This window comes from Bradyrhizobium sp. MI1.3, assembly GCF_055811695.1.
Genome location: NZ_JBVVPQ010000016.1, coordinates 38,125 through 44,310 on the forward strand (window position 1 = coordinate 38,125; position 6,186 = coordinate 44,310).

7 protein-coding genes are annotated in these 6,186 nt (G+C 62.7%); 1 reads left to right on the forward strand and 6 read right to left on the reverse strand.

From position 1 onward, the window contains the following. Nucleotides 1–2 precede the first annotated feature (2 nt). From AC0L3A_RS14260 to ku, 6 genes are all read right to left on the reverse strand, one after another. Nucleotides 3–686, reverse strand: a complete 684-nt coding sequence (locus AC0L3A_RS14260; protein WP_219680761.1) for a class I SAM-dependent methyltransferase — start codon at nt 684–686, stop codon at nt 3–5. A gap of 8 nt (nt 687–694) precedes the next feature. After that, nucleotides 695–1,690, reverse strand: a complete 996-nt coding sequence (locus AC0L3A_RS14265; protein ID WP_219680764.1) for a glycosyltransferase family 2 protein — start codon at nt 1,688–1,690, stop codon at nt 695–697. A 175-nt stretch (nt 1,691–1,865) separates the two neighbouring features. Further along, nucleotides 1,866–3,428, reverse strand: coding sequence for a hypothetical protein (locus AC0L3A_RS14270; RefSeq protein ID WP_473254610.1), 1,563 nt, complete (start codon nt 3,426–3,428; stop codon nt 1,866–1,868). A 182-nt stretch (nt 3,429–3,610) separates the two neighbouring features. After that, nucleotides 3,611–3,775 (reverse strand): Flp family type IVb pilin, encoded by a 165-nt coding sequence (locus tag AC0L3A_RS14275; protein ID WP_007593411.1) that lies wholly within the window; start codon nt 3,773–3,775, stop codon nt 3,611–3,613. A 547-nt stretch (nt 3,776–4,322) separates the two neighbouring features. After that, a complete protein-coding gene (locus AC0L3A_RS14280; RefSeq protein ID WP_354164366.1) occupies nt 4,323–4,559 on the reverse strand; it encodes a hypothetical protein in 237 nt (78 codons plus the stop codon). 57 nt (nt 4,560–4,616) lie between these two features. Continuing rightward, complete coding sequence (gene ku, locus AC0L3A_RS14285; protein ID WP_007593405.1) at nt 4,617–5,600, reverse strand: non-homologous end joining protein Ku; 984 nt, start codon at nt 5,598–5,600, stop codon at nt 4,617–4,619. Between the two features lie 234 nt (nt 5,601–5,834). Between ku and AC0L3A_RS14290 the strand changes: the two genes are divergently transcribed. Beyond that, nucleotides 5,835–5,990 (forward strand): hypothetical protein, encoded by a 156-nt coding sequence (locus AC0L3A_RS14290; protein ID WP_007593402.1) that lies wholly within the window; start codon nt 5,835–5,837, stop codon nt 5,988–5,990. The last annotated feature ends 196 nt before the right edge of the window (nt 5,991–6,186 follow it).

The window sequence follows — 6,186 nt, forward strand, 5'->3', positions numbered from 1 at the left end:
GATCAAGCGGTCCCGTAGGCGGCGTATTGGCCGCCGAGCGGCACGCTGCTCAGGGTCGCTTCGAGGCGCCGCGCCGGCTTGGTGTCCCAGGGCAGCAGCAGGAAATGGCGCGCACCGATCTCGCGCAAGCCGCCGGCAGCCATCAATTTTCGGGTTGTGCCGGCCCCGAGCAGGACGGCGTCCCGGTCGAACTCACAACGCGCGACGGCAAGGCGGGTCAGCGGGTTGTACGGATTGTGCTCGATGACGCAGACGAGTCCCCCGGGGCGGGTCACGCGCCGCATCTCGGCGATGAATTGCGCCCATTCGGCCGGCACGACGTGGTGCATCACGCAGACGGCGGTGACCAGATCGAAGCTGGCATCGTCGAAAGGAAAGGTGCGGCCGTCAAACTCACGGTAGTCGACCTTGCCGTTGTCAGCGCGTGCCTGCGCCAGGCTGGCCGAAGAAACGTCGATCCCGCTCAAGCGGCCGACCATGCCGTGCAGCAGGGGATGAAGGCTGCCCACGCCGCAGCCGACGTCCAGCATGTCGGGCCTCTCCTTGTCGAGCCGCTGCGCGATCAGATTGCCCAGGAGATCGGCCTTGGCGCGCATGAAGAAGTGATGCGGCAAGCCGGAGAAGTCGATCGAGGATTGGACCACGTCACGGTAGTTGTCGTGATAACCGTCAAAGAGTTCGGTCATGCGCCGGCTCACTCGTTGACGGCGTGGATCGCGGGTGCGGCCGCCGTCTCGTTGCGGTCGAAGCCAGCGCGTGTCTGCACCACATAGAGCGGGCGACGTTTCACCTCGGCATGGATGCGGCCGACGTAAAGCCCCACGATACCCGTCATCAGCATGTTCATTCCACACAACAGGGACACGACGACCATCGTCGAGGACCAGCCGGTCACGAGATGACTGTCGTTGCTGAGCCACAACAGGATCACCCAGCCGCCGTAGAGCAATGCCAGACCTGAGACCGTCAATCCGCACCAGATTGCGAGCCGCAAGGGCAGATCGGAAAAGCCGAGCGCGGCGTTCATCGCGAGCCGCACCATCTTGAACACCGGATATTTGGTCTCCCCCGCTGCACGCTCGAGGCGGTGGAAGGCGACCTCGGCCTGCCGGAAGCCGAGCCAGGCGATCATGCCGCGTACGAAGCGGTCCTGCTCCGGCATCTGCCGAAGCGCGTCGAGCACCTTGCGATCGATCAGGCGGAAGTCGCCGACATCGGCGGGGATGCCGACCGAGGACATCCTGCCGAGAAGCCGATAGAACAGATGCGCGGTCGCGCGTTTGAATCGGCTTTCGCCGTCGCGCGACAGGCGGCGGGCGTGGACGATGTCGTTGCCTTCCTGCCATTTTGCGATCAATTGCTCGATCACTTCAGGCGGATCCTGCAAATCGGCATCCATGACGATGATTGCTTCACCTTGCGCGGCGTCCATGCCGGCGGTGATGGCGATCTGATGCCCGAAATTTCGCGACAGGCCGATATAGCGAAAGCGCGGGTCGCGCGTGGCGAGCGCCTGTAGCACGATCGAACTGGAATCGCTGCTGCCGTCGTCGACGAAGATCGCCTCAGCCGGCCCGTCGAGCCGGGACAAGACCAGGTCGAGCCTGCGCAGCAGCACCGGCAACACGGCTTCCTCGTTGAACACGGGGATGACGAGGCTGTAGCGGATCGACTGGAAATTGGCCGCCATGCGAGAGAGTCCAACTCGTTGCAGGAGCGGAAGTCTATGCCGGGGGTGGTTAAGGTCGCCTTGCCACAACCGTTAAAGGATATGGGGAGCCGGGGTGGCTTCCAAAAAGCGGTGCGAATGGTGATGCCCGATTAACCACGCCGAGCAGCCGCGGCTTTGGCCCAGGACTTGCGGCCTAGGACTTGCGGCGGATCTTGTAGAGAACAAATCGCTTCGAGGTATCCAGCGCTTCCAGCAGATCCGGCAGTGGGTTTACGGCCCGCGGTCCGAGGACGTAGAGATAGTCGAAGTCCTGGGGCCAGGTGCTGACGAACGGCGGAACGCCATCCGGCGGCCGGCTTGCCGCAATCGCGGTCAGCACGCCCAGCGGCATCGGCCCCCCGTAGGGAATGGCAAGGCGGCGCACGTCCTCGCGTGGCCGCACGGGCTGCTTGCCCGCTTCCGTAAATAGATTGGGCACGAACGCGTTGGCATAGTGCACGGCGAGCGTAGGCGCATAATACATCGGATATGAGGTGAGGTCGGCGAAGGGCGGGTCTCCATTGTCGTCCGTGCTGGCGACCAGGATGCGCGAGCCGCGATCGATCTTGTGGAACGACTCGACGATGGCCGCATAGTCGGTGCGGTAAGGCAACCACACCGCGAGCACGACGGCGAGATTGACCAGGATGATGCCACTGATCGCGGCGAGCGCTGCCATTCTCCATGTCCGGCTGGGCAGCGTAATAGAGCAGAAGGCCGGCAGGATCAGAGCCGCAGCGGGAATCACGCGAAGGTCGACGAACGAAGTTCCGAACAGCTTCGAGGGAATGACGACGTAGAGCAGCGCGAAGCCGGTCGCGAGCCAGATCCCGGCTGCTTCGAGCTTGAGGACGCCGCGTCTTGCGGCGAAAAACAGCGAGATCATCAGCGCAAGCCCGGTCGCAGCCGCGATCGTCAAATTGTAACCGTTCATGATGCGCAACGGCCAGATCGGCTTGAATCCGAAGAACCAGTTCGTTCCTTCGCTTCCGATCGATCCCGCGGTCATGCGCATGATCCCAAACAGGGCAAGCGCCGGTACGGCCAGCGCGGCGAGCCGCGCGGCGGCGACACCGTACGATATTCGCCCATGGCGGATGCGCGAGAGCTCGTAAAGGCCGAGCGTCGCGCCGTAGATGCCGAGGGAGAAGAAATGCGCCGCAAATAGCGCAGCGACGAAGACCATGTTGACGACGAAACGCAATGGCCATGGGCGTTCCGCGAGCATCAGATAGACGGCGATGCCGCAGAGAGCGAGGCCCAGTCCGAACTCGAAATTCACGAAGCCCCAGCTGAACGGTAGGCAGTAAAGGAACGCGAGCGCCGCAAAGCCGGCGAGATGGACCCGTCCCTTCCGCGCCCATTCGAGCAAGAGCGCGCCCCCAACGATCAGCAATTGACTCAGGAGCAGAAACAGCCGCGTGGCGTTCTCGACGCTGATCAGCCGCGCTATCTGCGGGACCAGCAGATCCATGCCAAGGTTGGGATAGAATGCCCAAGCCACTTCGTAATGCGGATTGGCGTTGGGGGTGCCGTTCTGGCTCAGAATATACATCCGGGCGAGGTGATTGGGATAGTCGACCATCGCGGGGATAGGGGTCAGCAGCACCGGAAGAAACGACACAGCCGCCAGGACAGCAAGAACGGTGATCGCCACCGATCGGTCCGAGCCAAGACCAGCCCGGATTGTCGAGGTCGGCTTGTCAGAAGAAATCATGTCATCGGGCCGCTGCAGTTTGAGCTTACGCTCTACGATGGCGCAACCGCCCGACACAACGCCATATTGCGAATTCGCGAAAATCAAGCTGGGTCGTCGCCGCATCGGAAGGAGGAGCCCGTCATCCGACGCGCTGCACGCGGACTTGTGCTGATGAGATTGCGGCGCGCCGGCAATGCCGGCTACTTGACCGCCGCGCCGACCGAGTTGAATTTGCCGCTCAGGAGTGCGCTGCCGGTGTTGTTCACGGCCGCGATGATCGCAAACGCGATGCCGGTGGCGATCAGACAATACTCGATGGCAGTGGCACCATTTTCATCGGCAAGAAATGACTTGAGCAAAGTCATCGTCAACTCCTGTTCATCCGTCCAACCTAGGCTGGTGCCGTTTTCGGAATGGTAAATTGATTCAGCAATTTTTCGCGGGCGCGTCAAAACCCAGGTGGATGGTCCTCACCTGCCGTTTGGTATGGTGTCACCGATCGACTTAAGGTTTCGTCACCCAATTCGGACGCATTTGGCGATATCGTCATCCCGTCTCAGGACGAGATCTGGCGTTCCGGCGCGGCCTTGCCGGGGCGTTTCAGCACCGTTGCCAGGCGTCCGACCAGATAGCTCACCGCGCATGGCTGCGCCCGCGCGGAGCTGCCGGCGAGGCTTTCTTCCTCGGCCCGTCGTTGACGATGCCGATGTAGTTCTGTCTGGCGTCCTGCTGCTGCACGAGCCTGCAAATCCCGGGTTCAATCGAGGCGCAACAATGCTGCGCGGAGCGGGAAGCGTCGGTTAATTTTGCCTTCCGTAGGATTACGTGTCGTCCCCGCGACCGCGGGCAGACGCTGAAAGCGCGGGCTTGGCTTAACGGATTGTTGAGCCTGTTCTTGAGCGGGGCGCCGGCTCAGTCGCGCCGACCGTCCACATTCAACGCCCGTAACACCGCGATGCGGGCGAACATCATCCAGCCGCCGCCGGTCTCGGCCGCGTTGATCAGGGTTTCGATCGCGGTCTGCCAGTGGCTCGCATGCTGCGTGTCCTCGGGCAGTCGCATGATGTGATCGGCAGCTTCTTGCAGCGTCCGCAGCTTGCGCCCGCCACGTAACGAAATGGGATCGTCGAATGCGGTCGACCAGGGCATGTCAGGTCGGCCGATCGACGAGGGGAGGCATCACGGCGCCGTCGCTGTGCGATGCTGCTAGCCGGCCTTCTTCGCCCGAGCCGGCGCGCGCACCGGCTTGTCGCCTTTTTTGGGAGCGGCTTTCGCAGCAGCGTCCTTGCCGCCCTTGCCGGCGATTGGCAGCAGCATCTCGCGCTGGCCTTCGACGCGCTTTTTCGGCTTCTTGCCCTTGAGGGCGTCCTTGGTCACATCCTTGGCCACTTTCGCCGCGGGGCCTGCGTCCTTCTCGTTCGCGATGCTCTTCTTCAGCGCGTCCATGAGGTTGATGACGTTGCCACCGGTCTTGGGCGCGGTCTTTGCTGCGATGGGCGCGCCGCTGCGCTTCTTGTTGATGAGGTCGATCAGCGCGGTCTCGTAGTGGTCCTCGAACAGCTCGGGCTCGAACGCGCCGGACTTCTTCTCGACGATGTGCTTTGCAAGGTCGAGCATGTCTTTGGTCAGCTTCACGTCCTGGATGTCGTCGAAATAGTCGTTCTCGCCGCGCACCTCGTAGGGGTAGCGCAGCAGCGTCCCCATCAGGCCGCTCCCGAGCGGCTCCAGCGCGATGATGTGCTCGCGGTTGGTCAGCACCACGCGGCCGATCGCGACCTTGTCCATGCTCCGGATCGTCTCGCGGATCACCGCAAAGGCGTCGTGACCGACCTTGCCATCGGGCACGAGATAATAGGGACGGATCAGATAGCGGCTGTCGATGTCGGTCTTCGGTACGAACTCGTCGATCTCGATCGTGTGGGTGGAGTCCAGCGCGATGTCGTCGAGCTCGTCCTTGGTGACCTCGATATAGGTGTCGGTGTCGACCTTGTAGCCCTTGACGATGTCCTCCGAAGTCACCTCGTCACCGGTCTCGGCGTCGACCTTGAGGTACTTGATCCGGTGGCCGGTCTTGCGGTTGATCTGGTTGAACGAGACCTTCTCGGTATCCGAAGTGGCCGGATAGAGAGCGACCGGGCAGGTCACGAGCGACAAACGCAGAAAACCCTTCCAATTGGCGCGGGGGGCCATGGGCTACTCCAAACGCAACGGGGACAGAAGACGAAGATACCATCGGGGAACACCGAATCATAGCAAGGCGGATCGCTGAATCTTGCATCTGCGTTAACCGGCCGTCCGGCGCGCGGTTGCAGCCTGATCCGGCTGCAAAGGCCGGAACATCATATCCGATCATGCGTTGCCACGGGACATTCCGCCGCGAGGAGTCGCAGCCATCCGACGCGACGGCCAGAAATTGAGGTCACCATGGCAACCACGCGAGACCAACGTCAGATCGTGGAAACTCCGACCGAGGCGCGCCAGGGCGAGCCCGGGCCGTCGGTGGCGGCGCTGCTCGCCATATCCACCGGGCTCGCGATCCTGATCCTCGCGGTCATCTGGTTCGTTTTCTTCCGGACCTGATCGGCAGATCGACCGGACGGTTCGCACCTTCCGACTCGCCGCGTAACGCGGCACATTGCGCCCCCCCCCGCCCCCGGGGGGGGGGGGGGCGGGGGGGGGGGGGGGGGTTTTGGGGGAGGGGTGGGGTTTGACCAAAAAGTTAACCCGCCCGTTTCCCGGGTTGATATTAAGTTAACGCCGGGATTTGTGATCAGGG